The organism is Rhizobium sp. 05N49 (genome assembly GCF_056396805.1).
Window position 1 is genome coordinate 318,910 of the sequence record NZ_JBFTME010000008.1, and the last position, 21,693, is coordinate 340,602.

General features: G+C 61.0%; 24 protein-coding genes. 16 read left to right on the forward strand and 8 right to left on the reverse strand.

Going from position 1 to position 21,693, the window contains the following annotated elements:
* Nucleotides 1-10: 10 nt before the first annotated feature.
* The 3 genes from AC1DF8_RS18665 to AC1DF8_RS18675 all read right to left on the reverse strand — a co-directional run bounded on the left by AC1DF8_RS18665 (nucleotide 11) and on the right by AC1DF8_RS18675 (nucleotide 1,490).
* On the reverse strand, nucleotides 11-463 hold the full coding sequence (locus tag AC1DF8_RS18665) for a c-type cytochrome (RefSeq protein WP_007823770.1): 453 nt from the start codon (nucleotides 461-463) through the stop codon (nucleotides 11-13).
* A gap of 206 nt (nucleotides 464-669) precedes the next feature.
* Nucleotides 670-951, reverse strand: a complete 282-nt coding sequence (locus AC1DF8_RS18670; protein ID WP_478154413.1) for a cytochrome C oxidase subunit IV family protein — start codon at nucleotides 949-951, stop codon at nucleotides 670-672.
* Nucleotides 948-1,490, reverse strand: coding sequence for a cytochrome c oxidase subunit 3 (locus AC1DF8_RS18675; protein WP_478154414.1), 543 nt, complete (start codon nucleotides 1,488-1,490; stop codon nucleotides 948-950). Before AC1DF8_RS18675 ends, AC1DF8_RS18670 begins: the two co-directional genes overlap by 4 nt.
* Nucleotides 1,491-1,651: 161 nt before the next feature.
* On the opposite strand from AC1DF8_RS18675, the gene AC1DF8_RS18680 reads away from it, so the two are divergent.
* Nucleotides 1,652-1,807: a hypothetical protein gene (locus AC1DF8_RS18680; RefSeq protein WP_007823775.1), complete on the forward strand. Its 156-nt coding sequence runs from the start codon at nucleotides 1,652-1,654 to the stop codon at nucleotides 1,805-1,807.
* A 3-nt stretch (nucleotides 1,808-1,810) separates the two neighbouring features.
* Nucleotides 1,811-2,269 (forward strand): hypothetical protein, encoded by a 459-nt coding sequence (locus AC1DF8_RS18685; RefSeq protein ID WP_113212903.1) that lies wholly within the window; start codon nucleotides 1,811-1,813, stop codon nucleotides 2,267-2,269.
* A gap of 18 nt (nucleotides 2,270-2,287) precedes the next feature.
* Here the strand turns inward: AC1DF8_RS18685 and AC1DF8_RS18690 are convergent, their stop codons facing one another.
* From AC1DF8_RS18690 to AC1DF8_RS18710, 5 genes are all read right to left on the reverse strand, one after another.
* Nucleotides 2,288-3,841 (reverse strand): copper resistance CopC/CopD family protein, encoded by a 1,554-nt coding sequence (locus tag AC1DF8_RS18690; RefSeq protein ID WP_478154415.1) that lies wholly within the window; start codon nucleotides 3,839-3,841, stop codon nucleotides 2,288-2,290.
* A 48-nt stretch (nucleotides 3,842-3,889) separates the two neighbouring features.
* Entirely contained in the window at nucleotides 3,890-4,417 is a 528-nt protein-coding gene (locus AC1DF8_RS18695) for a YcnI family copper-binding membrane protein (RefSeq protein WP_478154416.1), read from the reverse strand.
* Between the two features lie 57 nt (nucleotides 4,418-4,474).
* On the reverse strand, nucleotides 4,475-4,927 hold the full coding sequence (locus AC1DF8_RS18700) for a pseudoazurin (protein WP_478154417.1): 453 nt from the start codon (nucleotides 4,925-4,927) through the stop codon (nucleotides 4,475-4,477).
* A gap of 319 nt (nucleotides 4,928-5,246) precedes the next feature.
* A complete protein-coding gene (locus tag AC1DF8_RS18705) occupies nucleotides 5,247-7,172 on the reverse strand; it encodes a hybrid sensor histidine kinase/response regulator (protein ID WP_112546979.1) in 1,926 nt (641 codons plus the stop codon).
* Between the two features lie 17 nt (nucleotides 7,173-7,189).
* On the reverse strand, nucleotides 7,190-7,918 hold the full coding sequence (locus tag AC1DF8_RS18710) for a Crp/Fnr family transcriptional regulator (RefSeq protein ID WP_478154418.1): 729 nt from the start codon (nucleotides 7,916-7,918) through the stop codon (nucleotides 7,190-7,192).
* Nucleotides 7,919-8,151: 233 nt separating this feature from the next.
* On the opposite strand from AC1DF8_RS18710, the gene ccoN reads away from it, so the two are divergent.
* The 14 genes from ccoN to AC1DF8_RS18780 all read left to right on the forward strand — a co-directional run.
* Nucleotides 8,152-9,774, forward strand: a complete 1,623-nt coding sequence (ccoN, locus tag AC1DF8_RS18715) for a cytochrome-c oxidase, cbb3-type subunit I (RefSeq protein WP_478154419.1) — start codon at nucleotides 8,152-8,154, stop codon at nucleotides 9,772-9,774.
* An 8-nt stretch (nucleotides 9,775-9,782) separates the two neighbouring features.
* On the forward strand, nucleotides 9,783-10,517 hold the full coding sequence (gene ccoO, locus AC1DF8_RS18720; protein WP_112546976.1) for a cytochrome-c oxidase, cbb3-type subunit II: 735 nt from the start codon (nucleotides 9,783-9,785) through the stop codon (nucleotides 10,515-10,517).
* Between the two features lie 8 nt (nucleotides 10,518-10,525).
* Nucleotides 10,526-10,678 (forward strand): cbb3-type cytochrome c oxidase subunit 3, encoded by a 153-nt coding sequence (locus AC1DF8_RS18725; protein WP_112546975.1) that lies wholly within the window; start codon nucleotides 10,526-10,528, stop codon nucleotides 10,676-10,678.
* Nucleotide 10,679: 1 nt separating this feature from the next.
* Nucleotides 10,680-11,543: a cytochrome-c oxidase, cbb3-type subunit III gene (gene ccoP / locus AC1DF8_RS18730; RefSeq protein WP_113147691.1), complete on the forward strand. Its 864-nt coding sequence runs from the start codon at nucleotides 10,680-10,682 to the stop codon at nucleotides 11,541-11,543.
* A 12-nt stretch (nucleotides 11,544-11,555) separates the two neighbouring features.
* Entirely contained in the window at nucleotides 11,556-11,741 is a 186-nt protein-coding gene (locus AC1DF8_RS18735) for a hypothetical protein (protein WP_478154420.1), read from the forward strand.
* A gap of 259 nt (nucleotides 11,742-12,000) precedes the next feature.
* On the forward strand, nucleotides 12,001-13,569 hold the full coding sequence (ccoG, locus tag AC1DF8_RS18740; protein WP_112971431.1) for a cytochrome c oxidase accessory protein CcoG: 1,569 nt from the start codon (nucleotides 12,001-12,003) through the stop codon (nucleotides 13,567-13,569).
* Nucleotides 13,566-14,051: a FixH family protein gene (locus AC1DF8_RS18745; protein ID WP_113209120.1), complete on the forward strand. Its 486-nt coding sequence runs from the start codon at nucleotides 13,566-13,568 to the stop codon at nucleotides 14,049-14,051. Before ccoG ends, AC1DF8_RS18745 begins: the two co-directional genes overlap by 4 nt.
* The gene (locus AC1DF8_RS18750; RefSeq protein ID WP_478154421.1) at nucleotides 14,048-16,330 is read left to right on the forward strand and encodes a cation-translocating P-type ATPase; all 2,283 of its coding nucleotides are present in this window, start codon (nucleotides 14,048-14,050) and stop codon (nucleotides 16,328-16,330) included. Before AC1DF8_RS18745 ends, AC1DF8_RS18750 begins: the two co-directional genes overlap by 4 nt.
* Nucleotides 16,327-16,485, forward strand: a complete 159-nt coding sequence (ccoS, locus tag AC1DF8_RS18755) for a cbb3-type cytochrome oxidase assembly protein CcoS (RefSeq protein ID WP_112546969.1) — start codon at nucleotides 16,327-16,329, stop codon at nucleotides 16,483-16,485. The genes AC1DF8_RS18750 and ccoS overlap by 4 nt, the downstream gene beginning before the upstream one ends.
* A gap of 23 nt (nucleotides 16,486-16,508) precedes the next feature.
* Nucleotides 16,509-17,174: a Crp/Fnr family transcriptional regulator gene (locus AC1DF8_RS18760; protein ID WP_478154422.1), complete on the forward strand. Its 666-nt coding sequence runs from the start codon at nucleotides 16,509-16,511 to the stop codon at nucleotides 17,172-17,174.
* A gap of 175 nt (nucleotides 17,175-17,349) precedes the next feature.
* Complete coding sequence (locus AC1DF8_RS18765; RefSeq protein WP_113209122.1) at nucleotides 17,350-18,078, forward strand: response regulator; 729 nt, start codon at nucleotides 17,350-17,352, stop codon at nucleotides 18,076-18,078.
* Between the two features lie 63 nt (nucleotides 18,079-18,141).
* Nucleotides 18,142-19,278 carry a c-type cytochrome biogenesis protein CcmI gene (gene ccmI, locus AC1DF8_RS18770; protein WP_478154423.1) on the forward strand — a complete coding sequence of 379 codons (1,137 nt, stop codon included), beginning with the start codon at nucleotides 18,142-18,144 and terminating at the stop codon, nucleotides 19,276-19,278.
* Entirely contained in the window at nucleotides 19,275-19,787 is a 513-nt protein-coding gene (gene ccmE, locus AC1DF8_RS18775) for a cytochrome c maturation protein CcmE (RefSeq protein WP_478154424.1), read from the forward strand. The genes ccmI and ccmE overlap by 4 nt, the downstream gene beginning before the upstream one ends.
* On the forward strand, nucleotides 19,784-21,693 hold a 1,910-nt coding region (locus AC1DF8_RS18780), incomplete at its 3' end, for a heme lyase CcmF/NrfE family subunit (protein ID WP_478154425.1). The genes ccmE and AC1DF8_RS18780, both read left to right, overlap by 4 nt.

Genomic DNA, 21,693 nt, shown 5'->3' on the forward strand with positions numbered 1-21,693 from the left:
CCTCTCGCTGTCAGCCGGCCTGGTTCGGGGGCCAGTTCTGAGTGTTGGTCTTGCTGACCCATTCGAGGAAATCGGCGAGGTCATTGACCTCCTGGTCCGTCAGGTTGAACTGCGGCATCTGCCGTCGACCCTCGATGCCGGAGGGTTGCGCCGCCATCCACGCGTGGAGCGCCTCGCGGGCATTCGCCGGATCCTTGTCGCCACCCCAGCGGATCCAGACATTCGACAGTTCCGGCGCGAAATAGGCGCCTTCGCCATCAAGGGTGTGGCAGTTGATGCAGGCGTTCTTTTCCCAGATGTGTTTCCCGCGGGCGACGCCTTCCGTCAGCGTGGCCTCATTGGTGGAAACCGTGCGGATGTAGTAGTGACTGTGGGCCGTCAGGCCCACGAATATGGCGAAGAAAAATGCCGACCCGCCGTAGAACACGTTTCGGGCCGCGGTTTTTGTCAGGCGTTCAGCCATCGATCATCCTTTCATGTCAGTGGCGGTGCCGCCGTGACGTCGGAAATCGAGCCAGCGGGCTCGCTGGAAGGGAATGGCGGAATTCGACCGGGAGCTCTTTGCTCATTCGCAAGCAAGCCGACGAATGTGCGGCATGCTGGAGAAGCTGCACGCCGCGGACAGTCGGCACTCACGCGGGGAGCTTTTTTGAAGAGCAGAGCGAAATGTCAGACGGACAGTTGCAAGGCGGCGCGCGTGACCGCGATCAACAGCACGAATGCCGCCCAGGACCACAAGGCCGCGATCAAGGACGTCTGAGTTCCACGAAGTCCGAGAAAATCCAGCACAACGAGCCGGACCTTGGTGACGGCAATGACAGCGATCGTCACAGCGACCAGAACCGGAGGTACGCTATCCGGCAGAGCGTGTGTCAGGATGAACGTCGAGCCTGTCAGAGCAAAGAGCAGCAGCAAAGCGCGCGAGCAGTTCGGACGACCGGAGTGCTTCATAGGAGATAGATCACCGGAAACATGACGAGCCAGACGATGTCGATCACATGCCAGAGCGTGGTGATCAGGTGGACATTTTCCCGCGTCGGAAAAATTGCCACGAGGACGAGGATCATCGATCCGAACGCCACATGCGTCAGGTGAAACCCGGTGATGAGAAGATAGAGCTGCGAGAAGGGATCGCCGGACAGAAGGGACGCGCCTTCGAATGCATATTCCAGGCCTTTGAGCCCGCCGAAAACGACCCCGCCCAGTGCCGCCGCAAGCAGCATCAAACGCCGGCGGGAGATTGCGCCCTGTTCGGCTGCCTTGGCGGCAAGCCAGCCGCTTGCCAGAAGCACGATCGTGTTGGCGATCGGCAAGGCATGATCAAGCCTTGCTTTGCCGGCTGCAAATGTTTCCGGATGCAGCACGGAGGCGACGACGAAGGCCGTGAGCAGCGCCCCGAAGGCGACCAGCTCGCTCCAGGCAAGGATCCATACCAGCAGATCGCCATTATCAGTATCGCGTGTCTCGCGGCTTGAGATCATCGAGGTCATGTTCCCAAGCCTATGACGAGGCTGAGTGCTCGTCTTTGTGAAACCGCAAACAGCTACGCGTCCCCCGCGGACAGGCCGCTCGCCAGGCGAGAACTTTCTTTGACCGATCTCAAAGAAGCGATCGTTGCGGCTAGCTATGTTGCGGTCGCAAAGGAGACCTTATGAGCGACGCGCAAATCGGACTTTCGATAGCAACACCTGTCATCGTGATCTTCGCGATCATGCTTTACCGGATGGGCGTGCTGCAACGGACAGGTGTCGTGACTGCGGTCATTGCCGCGATCGCTATCGCCGCAAGCCTTTTTCTCCAGAGGTAAGCGATGAACCGCCCGACATCGGCATTTCACGAGCTTGAAGCGCGTTACGGCGAGCTCCTGTCCTGGTGCGATCTTCTTGAGGCGATCGCTGATTTCCTGCCATGTCGCGTCAATGAGCGGCTCTGCGGCGCGGTCGCCGACGGGCTCCTTCCTCTGCTTCTGACCAGTCATCGACTGGAGGAACAGATCGGTTCCGACTGGCTGGGAGCGATCATGAGCGGCAGCGAGCGATCCGAGACGGAGAACCACCTCGAGGCTGGTCGACGGGTCAATCTGGAGTCGGGGGAGGATGTTGTGGAGGTGCTGCAGGCGTTACAAGGTCGCCGCTGCTCGCTGTCTTTCGACGCTGTCAACTACCTGCTCAGATCGTTCTTCTCTGGCTTGCGTCGGCATATCGCTGCCCAGCGTCAAATCATCAGACGGATAGACGCGGCATCCAGGGTCGAGCTCGACGTGGCGTGATTGAGGCATACCTGTGGTCTATTCGGCTCCTGCCGGAAGGTCGCCTTCGAGATGGACGAGGTTGAAGTCGTCGATCAGGACCTGAAGGTCCACGCTCCAGCCCGCAGTATCTGAAAGCGGCAGGTTTCTCACGGCCCATGTGCCATCGGCAGCATTTGTCAGTCCGTATTTGAGAGGCTCGATCCCTCGCAAGCTGTTCCTTAGGCCCAGAGATACGCTTCGTGGCTGCATCGGATCGAATTCCGGTGTCAGGATCGAAACGCGGACATCGACCATACCGTCAGGCTGCGGCGACATTTCGAGTTCCGCCATTGCCTTCTGCCCATGGAGATGGAGTGGCACGGGCGGTTTGGCATACGCGTATTGATATTGTTCAGGACCGGCGAAACGCCATAGCGAGGCGGCAGCGACGATCAAAAGCGCAAGCCCGATCTCGCCGCCAATGCTCAAGCGCAGTCTGCGCCGGGCGACAGCCTCTCCCGCCAGCGCCGGAGCAGTCAGCCAGAAACGATTGTAGAGGGCGACCCCGCAGAGGACCGCAACGAGGGCTATCTTGACGGCCAGCACGCGCGCAAACAGCGACGACCATGCGATGTCGATGCGGGGTATTTCCATCACGGCAAGCACAAGTCCCGCCAGCAACATAAGGACGAAGGGGACCGGTATCAGGCGAGAGAAGAAGCGCAGCGAATGCTGATCGTCAGCAGATCGGCTGAGACGCAGCAGTGGCAGCAGGCTTCCGATCCAGAAAATCAAGATAGCGGCATGCAGGAGGATTGACGCCAGTGCGATGAAGCGCGGTTGCGCAATCGAACTGTGGCCGGTCAGCGCGAAGGCGAGTGAGGCAACGGCAAGTGCGGTAGCCGAGACTATGCGTGCGGACTGCGGACGACGGACAAACGGCAAAAGAGCAAGCACAATTGCCACCAGCTTGAGGCATTGGGCGATCCCCGTTCTGTCGGAAAAAGCCTGGGCAAACGGCTCTAATCCGGCCCAGCCAGGGCCCAGGCCAATGTCGTCCAGTCCCTGAAGATAAAGCCCCGCCAGGATAAACACGATTGCTACCGCAGCGAGGGCGGGAGATTCCGCGCGCCTGCCTGCCGGAGAAAGCCAGCAATTGAAAAACGAGCCGCCGACAATGATGGCGAGACCGAGTGTCGAACCGATGGTGACGAGCCAGAGGGCGCCATGCAACGCCTTCGACGGTCTATCGGAAACACTGCTGGCGGGGGCCGAGGGTTTGCCGACATGAAAGACGACGGATCCGCCGACCGGATGGCCGTCCTCAGAGACCACCCTGTAGCTGAAGATCACTGTGCCTTCTGCAAGCGGGCGGAGAAGGGGCGCTTCGACTTCGGCGCCCGTAGAGCTCGCTGAAATCTCTCTGGCAACGCCATCGCCTGCGGCCACGCTGAAGCGAACGACCCTGACGGCTTCGTTGAAGCGCAACAGGATTTTTTCCGGCGCGGCGGCAAGAATATCATTATTCGCGGGCGATGATGCGATCAGGACAGCATGGGCGTCTGCCCCGGCTGCCAGCAGAAGAAACAGCCCCGCGACACGCGCGAGCATGCAAAGGGTGGCCCATAGGGGAAAATTCCACGCCATGGGCGACCCATCTCAGGAACGCGGCTGAACGACGACGTCGAAAAACGGCGCCGGCGTCTCATAATCATCCGACGTCTTGCCTGCAGCGGGAATGTCAATCCAGCGCTCGACCGCGCCTTCGGTGCATTCCTGGACGACAGGGACGTAAATCCGTGTCGCTGCCGGCAGTTCCTTCGCCACGGTGGCGCGGAACGCGAATTCATCATATTCGTCGTCGGCAAGCTGGCCGCCCTGCCATACGATCTCGGTCAGGCCTTCCTTGACCGGCTTGCCGTAGAGATCATAGCTCTTTTCGTAGGTTCCGCGGATTTTTGCCACCGTCCAGCCCGCCTTCGGCATCGGTTTGGCAGACAGCAATCCTTCGGGGATTTTTACCCGGATCCTGACGGTTGCCTTGCCTTCGCAGCCGTGGCCCACGCGCAGCACGGCCTTGTAGGCCTTGCCGGATACCGCTTCGGTCTGCTCGAGAGTGATATGGGCCTGCGCCGATCCGGCAATGCAAAACATGCCCGCCACGGTGAGGGCCAAGTGTCTGATCATCACATGTCTCCTGGTCCGCAGGTGGGGCGCATCGCGCGCCACCTGTGATCGCCTGCGTTATTGGGTGACCTGCGCGATCTGTGCGAGATCGGCGTCAAGGCGCTTACGCACCATGTTCGGAAGCTTGGCAGTCTTGATGACTTCGAGGTTGGCGGGGTTGTCGCCAACCTGGATCAGCGCCACCATACCCATGCCTGCATGCGGTGTGCACTTGATGACATAGGCGCCGGGCACGTCGAATTTGGCCTGGTACTGCTCGCTCGCCTTGGATTTGAACTCCGCAGCCCCATCCGGAATAAGGCCCTTGTAGGTCTCGGCATTGTGGCTCTTGTCGGTGGGCACGAAGGTAACCGTGTCGCCGGGAGCGATCTTTACGAATCCCGGCTCGAAGACCATCGCGCCGTCGGCGCCMTTGTTGAGCATCTGGATCTGATGGTCGGCGGCCATGAGCGGCGCTGCCGATGCCATCAGAACCGCTGTGGCAGCGATCAGTCCAAAATTCAGACGCATTGCATTTCTCCTATCGTTCGGGGCCGACCTTGGCCTCGGCTAGGGTTTAGGACATGCAAGCGGCTCACTCTTTGATGCCCGTCAAATTGGCTGTGCCAATTCAGCGACCGGCGGCTCTCCCCGGTGTGTTTTCGACGACAGGTAACAGAACATTTGAGCGGCCGCAGATCATCGCTGATGACGGCATCAATCTCCTGACCGTTGGGCATCCTCCCAACTGCTGGAAGGCTGCCTTCAGGGCCAACGCGAGTGGAGCCGTCGGGGGTCCCGGTGGGCGAGCAGGTTGCTGGGTTTTTGAGAGAGTTTACGCGCGTCCGCCTCACCGGGCGTCGATGAGCTCGCGTATCTTCAGGGCAAGGTCACGCGCAGTGTACGGCTTTCGAAGCCATTGCGCTCCGGTGATGACCTCGTTTGCCGCCAGTGCTGGCTCGGAATATCCCGAGGTGAAGAGTACGGCGAGGTGTGGCCGTTCCACACGGGCAGCCCTTGCCAGCTCGTCGCCGGTCATGCCTCCGGGCATAACGATGTCGGTGAACAAAAGCGCGACATCGGGCTGGTCCTTGAGCAATTGAAGGGCGCGGCGGCCATTATCCGCCTCGATCACCGAATATCCCATCCCGGCCAATCGGGCGACCGCAACCCTTCGGACGCGTGAATCATCCTCGACCACGAGAATGCGTTCGTCGCCACCCGGCAGTGCCGCTTCGGCCTTGCCGCCAGCCGTCGCTTCATCCCTTGCGCCGGCGCTCGAAAGCGCCGGCAGGTAGATACGGATCGTCGAGCCGCGACCGACCTCGCTGTAGATTTGCAGGTGGCCGCCCGATTGCTTGACGAAGCCGTAGACCATGCTGAGGCCCAGTCCGGTTCCCGATCCGACTTCCTTGGTGGTGAAGAAGGGCTCGATCGCACGCTTCTTGACCTCTTCGGTCATGCCGTCCCCGGTATCGCTCATGGAGACGAGGACGAAATTGCCGCTGCGAACTTCCGGATACATTTTCGCGTAGTCTGCATCGAGCTGCACACGCGAGACCTCGGTGGTCAGAGTGCCGCCTTTCGGCATGGCGTCGCGCGCGTTCAGAGCGATGTTGAGGATCGCGTTCTGCAACTGGGAACTGTCGACCAGCACGTTGAAATCGGATCCCGAAAGGACCGTCGACAATTTGATGTTTTCACCGAGCGTCCTTCGCAACAGGTCCGAAAAGCCGGTGACGAGCCGGCCGAGATCGGCCTGCTTCGGGTTCAACGGTTGCCGCCTTCCGAATGCCAACAATTGTCCGGTGAGCTTTGCGCCGTCGGCCGCGGCATCCTGCGCTTCCTGCAGCATGTCGCGCAGCGGGCCTGACGGGAGCTTGTCCTCGATCATTTCCAGATTGCCGCTGATGACGGTGAGAAGATTGTTGAAGTCGTGCGCCAGCCCGCCGGTCAACTGACCCACGGCTTCCATCTTTTGGGCCTGGCGAAGGTCCTCCTCGATCTTGAACCTGCTGGTCAGATCGCGAACGAAGCCGGTGAAGATCCGTTCGCCATTTGCCGTTGCCTCGCCGACGTGAAGTTCCATCGGGAACTGGGTGCCGTCAGCGCGCTGGCCCGTTACGACGCGACCGTAACCGATGATCCGCTTCTCGCCCGTCTGCATGTAATGGTCGATATATCCGTCATGGGCTGCGCGATAGGGTTCGGGCATCAGCTTTTTGACGTTCTGGCCGCAGATTTCTTCAGAGCTGAAGCCGAAGAGCATCTCAGCCGCTTTGCTGAACGACATGACATTGCCGTTCTGGTCGATGACAACCATCGCATCGGGTACTGTGTCGAGGATTGATGACAGGTGTGCCTCGCGCGCCAGCACAGCCTCTTCCGCCTTGCGCAGGGCACTGATATCGCTGTTTGCCTCGATGACGACGGGATCGCCGTCTGGAAGATTGACGAGAACGCAGCGTGTCGTCACGTACATGTCGCGACCGTTCTTGTGACGATGAACGACCTCGCCTTGCCAGAAGCCCCGCGTCGTCAGATGCGCGCGTATGGTGTCCATAGGCTCGGGAAAGCGCGCATCGAGCAAAGTATAGACGGATTCGCCCACGGCCTCTTCACGAGACCAGCCATACATGTTCTCGCTGCCGATCGACCAATGGGTGATCGTGCCTTCGAGCCGGTGCACGATGATGTCGGCCCCGTCGAGCACATGTACGAGCGCGTCCAGTTCCTGGGGCGATGCGATGCGCGGCGAGATCAGACGGTGAGGCATAGACATTCGTTCCGGAGTCAGTGGACGCTACCCCTATGGCAGGTTCTGTCCGAAAAATCATCCACGTTGCCCGACAACTGGGYGAGGCGGGCCAGATTGACGATGCGCAGATTGTGCCGGCCGTCCGGAATGACGATCTTCCTCTGGGCGAGCTTGCTGATCGAGCGCGAAACGGTTTCGATGGTCAGGCCGAGATAATCGGCGATGTCCTGCCGGCTCATCGGCACCTCGAGCAGCCCCTGATGGAGCGTTTCGCCATCACGGGTCGCAAGCTTCATGAGAAAGGTGCACAGGCGTTCCTCGGCATTTTTCCTGGACAGGAGCACGAGTTGGTCGTGGGCCGACGCGGTCTCCCTGCAGAGCAGGCTGATATAGGCCGGCCGCAGAAGCTCGGAACGCTCGATCTCTTCCTGGAACTGTTTGCGCGAGAGGCGGCGAATCTTGCAATCCGTCACCGCTTCGGCGGTAAACAGGAAATCGCCTTGCAGGAAAGAGCCGACGACATCGCCGGCGAAGTGAAAGGCGGTGATGACCCGGCGCCCGTCGCCGATGATGCGATGAAGCCGAACGACGCCTTCGGTGATCTGGAACAGATGCCGTGCGGCATCACCCTCCCAGCAGATCGCCTTTCCCGCCTCGACCGTTTCGGTCGCCGACATCTGGAAAAGCGACGACAACGAATTGCCCTGAACCGCCTTTACGCCAAGATCGACGTTCTCGAATGCCTGCTGGCCCTGCATCAACATCCCAATGATCCCCGTGCCCTGATTGAATGTGAGGCCAATAGAAAGGCGTTCGGTCACAGCGGAATGAGCAGACGGTGCCAAAGGGTAAGACCCTGTAACAGTCTGTAACAACGGGCAAAGCTACGCCTTCGTTGACCTGGATCAAGGAACAGACGGGGTCTCCATGACAGTCGTTCCTCAAAGTACGAGAAAGGCGACCGCGCTGTGGTCGTCTGCGCACTGGGGACGTCATCATGAACTATACTACGGAAACCATGGTGGTCGCCGTGGGAGCATTCCTGGCATTGCTTGGCGCTGCTTTCGCCCACGACCATCTATTTTCAATCCACATGGGGATATTGAGCTTCTGCCTTTTTGCGGGAACGCTACTTCTCGTCAGGAACGTGGATTTCTCGCCGGCAGGGCGGCTGCCGAAAGCGGACCCAACGGGTTATTTCGACGAGGTCATCCGCTATGGCTTGATCGCCACCGTGTTCTGGGGCGTCGTCGGTTTCCTCGTTGGCGTCGTCATCGCGGCGCAATTGGCGTTACCCGATCTCAATTTCGCTCCCTATCTGAATTTCGGCAGGCTCCGGCCCGTCCACACCTCGGCGGTGATCTTCGCCTTCGGCGGCAATGCGCTGATCATGACGTCCTTCTACGTCGTCCAGCGCACCTGTCATGCGCGCCTCTTTGGCGGCAACCTCGCCTGGTTCGTCTTCTGGGGCTATCAGCTCTTCATCGTCATGGCGGCGACAGGCTATGTCCTCGGCATCAATCAGGCGCGCGAATATGCCGAGCCTGAATGGTACGTCGACCTGTGGCTGACGATCGTCTGGGTCGCCTATCTCGCCGTCTTCCTCGGCACCATACTGAAGCGCAAGGAGCCGCATATCTATGTGGCGAACTGGTTTTATCTCGGTTTCATCGTGACGATCGCGATGCTGCACGTCGTCAACAATCTTGCCGTGCCGGTTTCCTTCCTCGGCTCGAAGAGCTACTCGCTGTTTTCGGGGGTTCAGGACGCCCTGACGCAATGGTGGTACGGCCACAACGCCGTCGGTTTCTTCCTGACGGCCGGTTTCCTCGGGATGATGTATTATTTCGTGCCCAAGCAGGCGAACCGCCCCGTCTATTCCTACCGGCTGTCGATCATCCACTTCTGGGCGCTGATCTTCATGTATATCTGGGCCGGACCGCATCACCTGCACTACACCGCGCTCCCGGACTGGGCGCAGACTCTGGGCATGGTCTTCTCGGTCATGCTCTGGATGCCCTCCTGGGGCGGCATGATCAATGGTCTGATGACGCTGTCGGGCGCTTGGGACAAGATCCGTACCGATCCTATTATCCGCATGATGATCGTCGCCATCGCCTTTTACGGCATGTCGACCTTCGAAGGCCCGATGATGTCGATCAAAACGGTGAACTCGCTAAGCCACTACACCGAGTGGACCATCGGTCACGTGCATTCGGGTGCGCTCGGCTGGGTCGGCATGATCACCTTCGGTGCGATCTATTACATGACGCCGAAGCTCTGGGGCCGCGAACGCCTCTACAGCCTGCGCATGGTCAACTGGCACTTCTGGCTCGCAACGCTCGGCATCGTCGTCTATGCGGCGGTCCTGTGGGTCGCCGGCATCCAGCAGGGCCTGATGTGGCGCGAATATAATTCCCAGGGCTTCCTCGTCTACTCCTTCGCCGAGACCGTGGCGGCGATGTTCCCATACTACGTATTGCGCACGCTTGGCGGTGGTCTCTACCTCGCCGGCGGTCTCGTGATGGCCTGGAACGTCTTCATGACAATTCGGGGCCATCAGCGCGACGAAGCCGAAATTCCTACTGCCTATGTGCCGCAGGCACAGGCTGCCGAGTGAGGTGACACATGGCATCAATCCTGGACAAACATCAGATCCTCGAGAAAAACGCGACCCTCCTTCTGGTCGGCTCGCTGCTCGTCGTCAGCATCGGCGGTATCGTCGAAATCGCCCCGCTGTTCTACCTGCAGAACACGATCGAGAAGGTGGAGGGGATGCGTCCCTATACGCCGCTCGAACTGGCAGGCCGCAACATCTATATCCGTGAGGGCTGCTATCTTTGCCATAGCCAGATGATCAGGCCGTTCCGCGACGAGGTGGAGCGCTACGGCCATTACTCGTTGGCAGCCGAATCCATGTACGATCACCCCTTCCAATGGGGCTCGAAACGCACGGGCCCGGATCTCGCGCGCGTGGGCGGCCGCTATTCCAACGAGTGGCATGTCCAGCACTTGTCGAACCCGAGGGCCGTCGTGCCGGAATCGATCATGCCGAGCTATGCCTTCCTCAAGGAGCACGAGATCACCGTCAAGGACGTCGGCATGGACCTGAAAGCGAATGTTGATGTCGGCGTACCCTATAGCGACGACATGATCGCCAATGCGGAGGCGGACATGAAGATGCAGGCCGACCCGAACGCCGATACGACGGCGCTTCTCGCGCGATATCCCAAGGCCAAGGTCGGCGACTTCGACGGCGATCCCAAGAAGCTCACCGAGATGGATGCCCTTGTGGCCTACCTGCAGATGCTCGGCACGCTCGTCGACTTCTCGACCTATGACGACGCCACCGGCTACCGATGAGGTTAAACATGGAAACCTACACCGCAATGCGGCACTTCGCCGACAGCTGGGGCCTGCTGGCAATGACGGCCTTCTTTATCGGAGCGGTGATTTTCACGCTCCGTCCCGGCGGCAAACAGGCCGCCAAGGATGCCGCCAATATTCCTTTGAAGGACGATTGAGATGTCGGAAAAACATATCGATGAAATCAGCGGCGTCGAAACCACCGGCCATGAATGGGACGGGATCCGTGAATTGAACAATCCAATGCCACGGTGGTGGGTTTGGACCTTCTATGCGACGATCCTGTGGGCAATAGGCTATGCGATCGCCTATCCGGCCATTCCCATGATCACATCAGCCACCAAGGGCTATTTCGGCTTTTCGAGCCGCGCCGAACTGCAGCAAGAACTTGATCTGGCCAAGGCCTCGCAGACGAAGTTTCACGACATGATCGCCGCCAAGACCGTGCAGGAAATCGATGCCGACCCGGCGCTTCGCGAATTCGCGATCGCCGGCGGCGCTTCCGCCTTCAAGGTGAATTGCGCGCCGTGCCACGGTTCCGGTGCGAGCGGTGGACCGGGTTTCCCAAACCTTAACGACGACGATTGGCTCTGGGGTGGTGACCTTGATTCCATCCAGACGACGATCGCCCATGGCATTCGCTTCGACGGCGACACGGACACGCATGTCTCCGAAATGCCTGCTTTCGCAGACATGATCGACAAGGATCAGATCCGCCAGGTCGCAGCCTATGTATGGAGCCTGACGAACAAGCCATCCGACGAAGGGCTTGTGGAACCCGGCAAGCAGGTATTCCTGGACAATTGTGCGGCCTGTCACGGCGAGGATGCCAGGGGCAAGGCGGAGATGGGCGCACCGGATCTTGCCGATGCCATCTGGCTGAAGGGCAGGGGTGAGGACGCCATCATCAGACAGGTCGCAGCTCCAAAACATGGCGTCATGCCGGCCTGGTCCGCGCGCCTTGGAGACACGACCGTCAAGGAACTCACCGTCTTCGTCCACTCGCTCGGCGGCGGCCAATAAGGAACCTGCACGATGACGAACCATGACCATAATGCGCTCCTTGAACTCTATGGCACCCCGCGTGCGGTGATCCGCTCGCGTGTGTCGATGCGAGCAAGGTCCRCACCACCGTCCTGCGAACAGGAAGATCCCGCAAAGATCGGCAGTTCGATCGTAAGTTTGATCTGCCTCAAAGATCACAACCCGACCAGCCGCTAAATCTGCAAACGAGGACGTCCCAGCGGCTTCTCCCCGTTGTCCTCCAGGCCGTGCCCCCTCTCCCGGGCGCGGCCCTTTTTCTTTGACCAAGCGCAAGGAGCGATCGGACGCAACCGCCTATGCCTGTCGATTGCCGGGCTCTTCAGGGCCGCATCCTGCCTGCGCAGCGTATGTGCCGTGCAAACGACGTTCTTGATATGAATCAAGGATGGTCAGCTGGAAACGGAGGAGAAGGGCAGTCACAAATCGGAACAGGCCCATGAACCTCTACACAGCACCCGATCCCAAATTAGTGGAACGCGTCAATGCGGAGCCGGTCAACGCCCGGCGCAACCGTCAGCCGCTTTATGCGGCTCGTAAGAAGGTCTTTCCCAAGAGGGTTCAAGGACATTTTCGTCGGTTCAAGTGGATCGTGATGCTGATCACGCTCGCGATCTACTATCTTGCGCCCTGGATCCGCTGGGATCGCGGACCTTATGCGTCCGACCAGGCTATCCTGATCGACCTGTCGTCGCGCCGCTTCTTTTTCTTCTTCATCGAGATCTGGCCGCAGGAGTTCTACTATGTCGCCGGGTTGCTGGTCATGGCTGGGTTCGGCCTGTTTCTGGTCACCTCGGCAGTCGGCCGCGCCTGGTGCGGTTATGCCTGTCCGCAGACGGTCTGGGTCGACCTCTTTCTTGTCGTCGAGCGCGCCATCGAAGGCGACCGCAATGCCAGAATGAAACTGGACGCCGGGCCGTGGACGTTCGACAAGCTTCGCAAGCGCCTGCTCAAGCATGCGACCTGGCTTGTCATCGGCGTTCTCACCGGCGGCGCGTGGGTATTCTATTTCGCCGACGCGCCGACGCTCGTCAAAGGGCTCTTCACCGGGCAGGCTCCGGCCGTCGCCTACGCCACGGTCGCCATTCTGACGTCGACCACCTACGTCTTTGGCGGGCTCCTGCGCGAACAGGTCTGCACCTACATGTGCCCCTGGCCGCGCATACAGGGCGCCATGCTCGATGAGAACTCGCTGGTCGTGACCTATAACGACTGGCGGGGTGAGCAGCGCTCGCGCCATGCCAAGAAGACGCAGGCGGAGGGACAGGCCGTCGGTGACTGCGTCGACTGCAATGCCTGCGTTGCGGTCTGTCCGATGGGCATCGACATCCGCGATGGCCAGCAGATGGAGTGCATCACCTGCGCGCTCTGCATCGATGCTTGCGACAATGTCATGGACAAGATCGGCAAACCGCGCGGCCTGATAGCCTATGCGACGCTCAGCGAATATGCGAGCAACATGAACATCGCCACCGACGCAGGCAGGACGCCGGTCCAGCCGGCGCGCGTCAGAAATCCGGATGGTTCCTTTGTCGACGGCATTCGCCACTTCAACTGGCGTATCATCTTCCGGCCGCGCGTCGTCTTTTACGCGGGCGTCTGGACCTGCATTGGCATTGCCATGCTCGTGCACCTGTCGATGCGCGAACGGCTGGAGCTCAATGTCGTCCATGACCGCAATCCGCAATACGTGCTGGAAAGCGACGGATCGATCCGCAACGGATATACGCTGCGCGTCCTCAACATGGTCCCCAAACCGCGAACGATCGAGCTGACCCTGTCGGGCATCGATGGCGCGACGATGCGGATTCCTGAACTCGGCAAGGAGGAAGGACGTCGGTTCACGATCGACGCCGCGCCCGACGCAGCCACGACACTCAAGGTATTCGTCACCCGCAAGCCGACGGGCGACGCGATCAACGAATTCCTCTTTTCGATCGAAGATGCCGGTCACGCCGACCGCGCGACCTATCGCGCCGCATTCAACGCCCCAGGAGATGTCAGATGAGCACCCGCACGCAAGGATTCACCGGCAGGCATATGTTGCTGACGACCTGTGCTTTCTTCGGCGTAATCATCGCCGTCAACTTTACGATGGCCTGGTACGCCTCATCGAGCTGGAGCGGGCTCGTGGTCGAAAACACCTATGTCGCCAGCCAGGAATTCAATGAGAAGGCCGCCGCCATGAAGGCGATGGCTGCCTCCGGGATCGCGGGCAGGCTTTCGCTGAAGAGCGGCGAAATCCATTATGACATCAGCAACAGGGACGGCTCGCCGGCTGTTGTCGACGACGTCGTGGCCAACTTCAAGCGGCCGGTCGGCGATCATGAAGATTTTCGCGTTGCGTTGATCAAACTTTCGGAAGGGCGGTTCGAGGCGGATCACGTAATCGCCGAAGGCGACTGGATCGTCGAGGTCACCTCGCGCCGCAGCGGCGAGATCGTCATGCACGAGGCCGTGCGCATCGACACTGCGGAGTTCGGCCAATGACCTGCTGCACCATGAATGCGGACGGCGTCCTGGCGATGAGCACGACCGCCTTCAGCGCCGAGGAGATCGGACTTGTAAGCCATGCGCTCGGCGGAGGCCTTCGTCAGCTCGATCTCAGCGTGCCTGACGTCCATTGCGGCGCCTGCATATCGACCATCGAGCGGGCTCTGTCGGGCCTGCCCTATGTGCGCAAGGCCAGGGTGAACCTCACCTCCAGGCGTGTGAGCTGCGTCTATGCCGAGGAGATGGACAACAAACCGGTCGATCCGACCGGCATCACTGCCGCGATCAGCGCGACCGGATACAGGGTCCATCTCTTCACGCCGCTTGCGCCGGAAAGCGACAAGACACGGAACCAGCTTCTCCTTGCGGTCGGGGTCGCGGGTTTTGCCGCGACAAACATCATGCTTCTCTCCGTATCTGTCTGGTCGGGCGCGGATGCCGCGACGCGTGACATGTTCCATTGGATCTCGGCGATGATCGCAGCGCCTGCGCTCGTCTATTCCGGCCGGTTCTTCTTTCAATCGGCCTGGAACGCGTTGAAGCGCGGGCGCACGAACATGGATGTGCCTATCTCACTCGCCGTGACGCTCTCCTATGCGGTTTCGCTCTGGGAGACGATGCATCATGGCGAGCATGCCTGGTTCGATGCGACCGTATCACTGCTGTTCTTCCTTCTGATCGGCCGGACCCTCGACCACGTCATGCGCGAGAAGGCGCGCGCAGCGATCAACGGGCTGGCGCGGCTTGCTCCGCGCGGGGCGTTGGTGCTGGCGGCCGATGGGTCGAGACGCTACGTGGCGGTTGAGGAGATCGCCGTCGGTGACGAGTTTGCCGTGGCGGCCGGCGACCGCATCCCGGTCGACGGTATCGTCGCCAGCGGCGAGAGCGATCTCGACCTGTCGATCGTGACGGGTGAGAGCAGCCCGGTAGCCGTAAAACCGGGAACGGATGTCCATTCCGGGGCCATGAACCTGACAGGCTCGCTCATCGTGCGCACAACGAAGCTGGCACGCAACTCGCTGCTTGCCGAGATCATCGGCCTGATGGAGGCTGCGGAAGGCGGACGGGCGCGTTACCGGCGGATCGCCGACAGGGCCGCAGCACTTTATTCGCCCGCCGTGCACCTGCTTGCGCTGGTGTCATTTCTGGGCTGGGGCATCATCGGCGGGGACTGGAAGCAGGCGATGCTCGTCGGCGTTGCCGTGCTCATCATTACCTGCCCATGCGCCCTCGGACTGGCCGTTCCGGTCGTGCAGGTCGTCGCAGCCGGAGAGCTCTTTCGCAGGGGCGTCATGGTCAAGGACGGTTCGGCGCTCGAGCGGCTCGCCGAAGTCGACGCCGTCGCCTTCGACAAGACGGGCACGCTGACGCTCGGGCAACCGAGGCTCATGCGGACCGAGGCCGACAATGTTAAGAACATTGCGATCGCCGCGGGACTTGCTCTGCATTCCAGGCATCCGCTCTCGCAGTCGCTCGCCCGCCAGGCGGTCATGGCGGAGCAATTCGATCGCGTGACAGAGGTCGCAGGCGGCGGTCTCGAAGCCTCGCGCGGCGATATCGTCTACAGGCTCGGAAACGCATCCTTCGCCTGCGGCGAGGCCGAGATCGCGACATCAGACAGTCCGCTGTCCGAAGTCGTGCTTTCGGCAAACGGGGTGGTGCTGGCCCGCTTCTTCTTCGATGACACGCTTCGTCCGGGCGCGGCCGAGGCGGTCGCCGATCTGGAATCGGCCGGTTTCCTGACGCTGATTTTTTCCGGGGACCGCCAATCCGTCGTCGAAAGCACGGCGCGCAGCCTCGGCGTCGATCGCGCCCTTGGCGCATTGACCCCGAAGCAGAAAGTGGAAGCCTGCGAGGCCCTGCGAGCGGCGGGACGGCGCGTCCTGATGGTCGGCGACGGCATCAATGACGCGCCTGCGCTCGCCGCAGCCCATGTTTCGATGGCGCCGTCCAGCGCTTCCGACATAGGACGCCAGGCGGCCGACCTCGTCTTCTTCAACGAGAGACTCGATGCCGTGCCCGATGCGATCCGGATCGCCCGACGCTCGGCCGCGCTCATCCGGCAGAATTTCGCACTCGCGATCGGCTATAACGTTCTGGCCGTACCGATCGCGATCGCCGGCCTCGCCACGCCGCTGATTGCTGCCGTGGCGATGTCAACCTCTTCGATCATCGTCGTCACCAATGCCCTGCGTCTCAACGCTTTTACGGCACGAAACGCTTCTTCGCCGGCCTTGCAGAGGCCGATCCACGATCAGGAGGTGAAAGCCGCATGAATATGCTCATCTATCTGATTCCGATTGCACTTTTCATGGGCGGCCTCGGATTGGCGGCGTTCCTCTGGTCCCTGAAGAGCGGTCAGTATGACGATCTGGAGGGCGCTTCCTGGCGGGTGATTTCCGATGATGATTCCGATCCGACCGCTACATGATAGCATCAGCCGGAAAAGGACCGATGCTTTCTAACAACGAACGGCTTTTGCGGTCAGACCTGTTTCATGGGCTGAACGAGGATACCGCGAGACGACTTGCGGCCCTCGCTCGCCGGCGCACCTATGTGCTGGGCGAAGAGATTCTCTCGGAAGGTGAGCCCGGCATCCACGTCGTCTATGTCGCAAGCGGCGTTGTCAGGCTGACACGAACCGTATCGAGCGGGCGTGATGCGGATATCCGCGTCTGCGAACCAGGCGACTTCATCGCCGAATATGTCATTGTGCTCGGCGGTAACTATGCGCACGGCGCATGTGCCGGCGCCCTGAGCGATCTCGTGCTGTTCGAAGCTGCGGCGCTGCGGGCATTGGCCGACAAATGCCCGCAACTCCAGCGCAACCTGCTGAAGATATCGGCCCGCCACCTTCTTGAAGCTTTCGATGGCATTGCTGGCGACCGTTTGCATACTGCGATCCAACGTGTGGCGAATTTCCTGTTGCGGCAGTGCCCGGAAGCGGCTCTTCAGGCGACATTCCATCTTCCGTACAAGAAGCAGATTTTGGCTGGAAAACTCGGGCTTGGGCCGGAGGCCCTTTCCAGGGCATTTGCCGCTCTCGCAAGATGCGGGGTCGACGTGAAGGGTCGAACTGTGCGCATTGAAAACGTCGTTCTGCTGCGTCAGGTCTGTTAGCGACAATCGCGTCAGCTGTCCGAAGTCATGGCGTTGGAGGTTGTGGCGACAAATCCTACCAGGCGGTCATCACCAGGTTTCTTTGGGAACTATCGCATGCGGCGCTGAGAGCGGTGGCGCTGGCCGAATTCCTGCGCTATCTGATTGGCAAGTCGAAACAAGCTCAACGAGGACAATGGAACCGGACAGGATTCTGGTGGTCGATGATGACGCGCGGATCAGGCAGATGCTGATGCGTTACTTCGAAGACAACGGATTTAAGGTGAACGCGGTCGCAAACGGTGCGGCGATGCGTTCCGAACTTGCCAAGAGCTCTTTCGCGGCAATTTTTCTCGATCTAGTGCTCCCGAACGGCGAGAATGGTCTCGAACTGCTCCGGGAGCTTCGAAGCACATCCGATGTGCCGGTACTCATGCTGACCGGTCAGGACGATGTCACGGACAAGGTCGTCGGCCTTGAAGTCGGCGCCGATGATTACATCGCCAAGCCCTTTCATCTGAGAGAACTGCTGGCTCGTCTGAGGACAATCCTGCGGCGCCGCACCTCCTCGGATGCGACCCGTACTGCCAAGGGAGAAGACGAAACGCTCGCCTTCGAAGGCTGGTCCCTCGATGTGTCGCGCAGGCGGCTGACCTCACCCCAGGGCGACGACGTTGCCTTAACGACGGGCGAGTTCGATATGCTTCTTGTTTTCGTGCGTAATCCCGGCCGGGTTCTTTCGCGCGAAACGCTCATGGATTTGACGAGAAACCGCAATCTCGAAGCCTTTGATCGCGCAATAGACGCCCAGATCGTCCGCTTGCGCAAGAAGATCGAGGATGATCCGAAGAGCCCGGATCTCATTCAGTCTGTCCGCGGCGTCGGTTATGTCTTCACCGGTCGACCGGGACGAACATCGAGATAATTGATCCTCGTCAATGTCCGGTCCGCTGCTGACGCTATGAGTTCAGCCATTATGGCTGCAACAATGACGATCTGGGTTCTTTTCGCGGTGATCACAACCGCAGCGACTGCCATCCTGCTTCATCCGCTTTCAACGGGGAGGAAGACAGCGAGCAGCAAAGCGGATGCCGGCAAGGTCTATCGCGACCAGCTTTTGGAACTCGACGAGGATATCGCCTTCGGGCGTATCTCGCCGGACCAATACGAACTGGCCAAAGCAGAGACGGCGCGCCGGCTGTTCAAGGCGGCCGATAACGACCGGCCGGCGCAGACCCCGCAACGCTCCGACAGATGGCTCAAACACGTGATAGCCGTGTTCCTGCCCGTACTCAGTATCGCTCTTTATGTCTCTCTCGGTTCTCCTGATATCCCCTCGCGTCCTTTGGCGACGAGGCTCGCGGAGCCGGGCGAGGATCTCGCAATCCTCGTGAAGAAGATGGAGAATCATCTCGCCGAGCGCCCCGAGGACGGGCGGGGATGGGACATCATCGCTCCGGTTTACCTGAAGATGGGCCGGGTGGATGACGCGGCAAAGGCGTATCGAACCGCGCTTCGCCTGGACGGAGCCAATGTTCGCCGTCTTGAAGGGCTGTCGGAAACGCTCATGGCCACCTCAAATGGCACGGTGACGACAGAGGTGCTCGATGAACTCAAACAGGTTCTCTCTCTCGAGCCGAACAATCCGCGTGCACGTTTCTACATTGCCTTGAGCATGGAGCAGGCGGGTCAGCCGGAAGAGGCGCGGAGCGCTTTCGAGACGTTGGCGAAGCAATCGCCTGCCGATGCCCCCTGGCTGCCGCTGGTCAACGAGCACATCGCCAAGAATGGCGGTCAGGCTGCAGCGCCCGAGGCCCAGCCCGCGGCGCCGGGCGGCCCGACTTCCGAGGATGTGGCCGCGGCCGAGACGATGAGTAGCGGCGACCGGCAGCAGATGATCCGCGGCATGGTGGAAAGCCTCGATGCGAAGCTGTCAGCTGATCCCAACAATTTCGAGGGCTGGATGCGTCTCGTCCGCTCTTACGCCGTATTGAACGACAAGGATCGCGCYGCRGGCGCYCTGAAGCGTGGGCTTGCRGCCTTCCCKGYATCAGGCGATGAGGGCAGGCAGCTGCTGGCGCTCGGCAAGGAGCTCGGCATCGCGACGGAGGGATTGAGCGAATGACGCGCAAGCAGAAACGCATGGCGGTGATTGCCGGCGGCATGGGCTTCATTGCCGCCGCCGTGCTGCTCGTCATGTTCGCCTTCAGCCAGTCGGTCGCCTATTTYTACATGCCCGGCGAWCTCGCCAGCAACCCGATCGCRCCGGGCACCCGCATCCGCCTYGGCGGCCTCGTGGGCGAGGGCAGCGTCATGCGYGGCGAGGGCTCGGTCGTGCGTTTYGCCGTGACCGATCCGAGCGGKCAGMTCGTCAATGTCCGCTACCAGGGCATCCTTCCCGATCTCTTCCGCGAAGGGCAGGGSGTGGTGACCGAGGGCACGTTCGAGACAGGCAGCAATGTCTTYACCGCCGATACCGTGCTTGCCAAGCATGACGAGACCTAYATGCCCAAGGAAGTCGCCGACAGGCTGAAGGCSCAGGGCCTCTGGGAAGAGGGCAAGGGGGCCGCACCGCAAGGCGAGGCGGCAAAGGGCCAGGAAGCCCAGGGRCAACAGACAAGGGCAACGCCATGATCATCGAGATCGGCCACTATGCGCTGGTTCTGGCGCTCGCAACGGCAATCATCCTGTCGGTCGTACCTGTGATCGGTGCAAGGCGCGGCGATCAGGCGATGATGGATGTGGCGCCGCTCGGCTCGGTCCTGCTCTTCGCCCTCGTTGCCTTCTCCTTCGGCGTGCTSACCTATGCCCATGTGGTTTCCGACTTCTCCGTCCAGAATGTCTGGGAGAATTCGCATTCGCTGGTGCCGCTGATCTACAAGTACTCCGGCGTCTGGGGCAATCACGAGGGATCGATGATGCTCTGGCTTCTGATCCTGGCGCTGTTCAGCGCGCTGGTCGCGATCTTCGGCCGCAATCTGCCCGATACGCTGAAGGCCAATGTGCTCTCGGTCCAGGCCTGGATCTCGGTCGCCTTCATCCTCTTCATCCTGTTGACCTCCAATCCCTTCACCCGCCTCGATCCGGCGCCGGCCGAGGGCAAGGATCTGAACCCGGTGCTGCAGGATATCGGCCTCGCCATCCATCCGCCKCTYCTCTATCTCGGYTATGTCGGCTTCTCCGTCTGCTTCTCYTTTGCSGTTGCCGCCCTTCTCGACGGCCGCATCGATGCCGCCTGGGCGCGCTGGGTGCGGCCCTGGACGCTCGCTGCCTGGACCTTCCTGACGCTCGGCATCGCCATGGGCTCCTACTGGGCCTATTACGAACTCGGCTGGGGCGGCTGGTGGTTCTGGGATCCRGTGGARAACGCCTCCTTCATGCCCTGGCTTGCCGGCACCGCACTTCTGCACTCGGCCCTCGTCATGGAAAAGCGCGAAGCGCTGAAGATCTGGACGGTGCTGCTTGCCATCCTSACCTTCTCGCTGTCGCTGATGGGCACTTTCCTGGTGCGCTCCGGCGTCCTGACCTCGGTCCATGCTTTCGCCAGCGACCCGAGCCGCGGCGTCTTCATCCTCTGCATTCTCCTGATCTTCATCGGCGGGGCGCTATCGCTTTTTGCCTTCCGCGCGCCGCTTCTGTCGGCCGGCGGTCTGTTTGCGCCGATCTCGCGTGAGGGCGCGTTGGTGGTCAACAACCTGATCCTGACGGTTGCCTGCGGCACGGTGCTGACGGGYACGCTCTATCCGCTGGTGCTGGAAACGCTGACYGGCGACAAGATCTCCGTCGGCCCGCCCTTCTTCAACCTGACATTCGGCCTGCTGATGGCGCCGCTTTTGATCATCGTGCCCTTCGGCCCGCTGCTYGCCTGGAAACGCGGCGATCTGCTCGGCGCSCTGCAGCGGCTCTATGTCGTGGCCGGTCTCGCTTTCGTCGCAGCCCTYGTCTTCTTCTATATCGAACATGGCGGCCCGGTCATGGYAGTGATCGGCCTTGCCGCCGGCCTGTTCCTGATCCTTGGCGCGGCGGCCGACCTCTGGTATCGCGCCGGCATCGGCAAGGTGAAGGCTGATATYGCCTGGCGCCGYCTGACCGGCCTGCCGCGCTCGGCCTTCGGCGCCGCGCTTGCCCATGCCGGTCTTGGCGTCACCGTGCTCGGCATCGTCGCCGTGACCACCTTCCAGACCGAACATGTGGTCGAGATGAAGCAGGGCCAGTCGACGGAGGCCGGCGGCTACAGCATCCTCTTTGACGGCATGCGGCCGGCAACCGGCCCGAACTACACCGAGGATCGCGGCCATTTCTCGATCCGTCGTGGTGGCGCCGAGGTGGCCGATGTCTGGTCTGCCAAGCGGCTCTACACTGCCCGGCAGATGCCGACGACGGAGGCCGGTATTCTCACGTTCGGCCTCAGCCAGCTCTATGTCTCGCTGGGTGACGCGACGAAGGACGGCGGCATCGTCGTGCGCATCTGGTGGAAACCGTTCATCCTCTGCATCTGGGGCGGAGCGCTCATCATGGCCTTCGGCGGCTTCGTCTCGCT